General features: G+C 69.0%; 1 rRNA gene and 1 pseudogene. One reads left to right on the top strand and one right to left on the bottom strand.

Going from position 1 to position 1,012, the window contains the following annotated elements:
* Positions 1-911 (top strand): annotated as a pseudogene (locus ACFYZR_RS11790) (hypothetical protein); the annotation flags it as partial.
* A gap of 6 nt (positions 912-917) precedes the next feature.
* Here ACFYZR_RS11790 and rrf read toward each other — a convergent pair.
* Positions 918-1,012, bottom strand: a 5S ribosomal RNA gene (gene rrf / locus ACFYZR_RS11785); the annotation flags it as partial.

Here is a 1,012-nt window from a genome sequence, read left to right as displayed (position 1 = left end):
ACGTCGTCGCGACGGAAGGACGGACGCTCGCCGCCACGGTCATCGCGGCGGAAGCCACCACGGTCGTCGTCACGGCGAGGACCACGGTCATCACGACGGTCATCGCGACGGAAGGACGGACGGTCGTCACGACGCTCATCGCGGCGGAAGCCACCACGGTCGTCGTCACGACGGGGACCACGGTCATCACGACGCTCGTCGCGACGGAAGGACGGACGCTCGCCGCCACGGTCATCGCGGCGGAAGCCACCACGGTCGTCGTCACGGCGAGGACCACGGTCATCACGACGGAAACCGCCACGGTCGTCGTCACGACGGGGACCACGGTCATCGCGGCGGTCGTCACGGCGCTCGTCACGACGGAAACCGCCGCGCTCGTCGTCACGACGGCCGAAGCCGCCACCGGGACGGCCACCACGGTCGTCGCGACGGAAGGACGGACGCTCGCCGCCACGGTCGTCACGGCGGAAGCCACCACGGTCGTCATCGCGGCGAGGACCACGGTCATCACGACGGTCATCACGGCGGAAGCCACCGCGGTCGTCGTCACGACGGGGACCACGGTCATCACGACGGTCGTCACGGCGGAAGGACGGACGCTCGCCGCCACGGTCGTCACGGCGGAAGCCACCGCGGTCGTCGTCACGGCGAGGACCACGGTCATCACGACGGAAACCGCCGCCGGCGCGGTCGTCGCGACGGCCGGAGCCGCCGCCACGCGGGCCGCGGAAGCCGTCACCGCGACGCGGCTCGCCGCCCGAGCGACCGTCGGGAGAGTTGGTGGACATCGACGTGACTCCTGTCTTCAGGTACCGCAGTCATTCTCACGCACCTTGATGGCGGGCGCGCTTCGGGGAAAAACAAAAAGGACCCTTGGTCCCAGCGTGAACGCTGGGACCAAGGGTCCTTGAAAGATTGTTCGGCGGCGTCCTACTCTCCCACAGGGTCCCCCCTGCAGTACCATCGGCGCTGAAAGGCTTAGCTTCCGGGTTCGGAATGTAACCGGGCGTTT

Source organism: Streptomyces sp. NPDC001678 (genome assembly GCF_042892945.1).
GTDB lineage: Bacteria > Actinomycetota > Actinomycetes > Streptomycetales > Streptomycetaceae > Streptomyces.
Note: the sequence above shows the minus strand (reverse complement) of the source record. Positions and strands in the feature narration are given on the sequence as shown.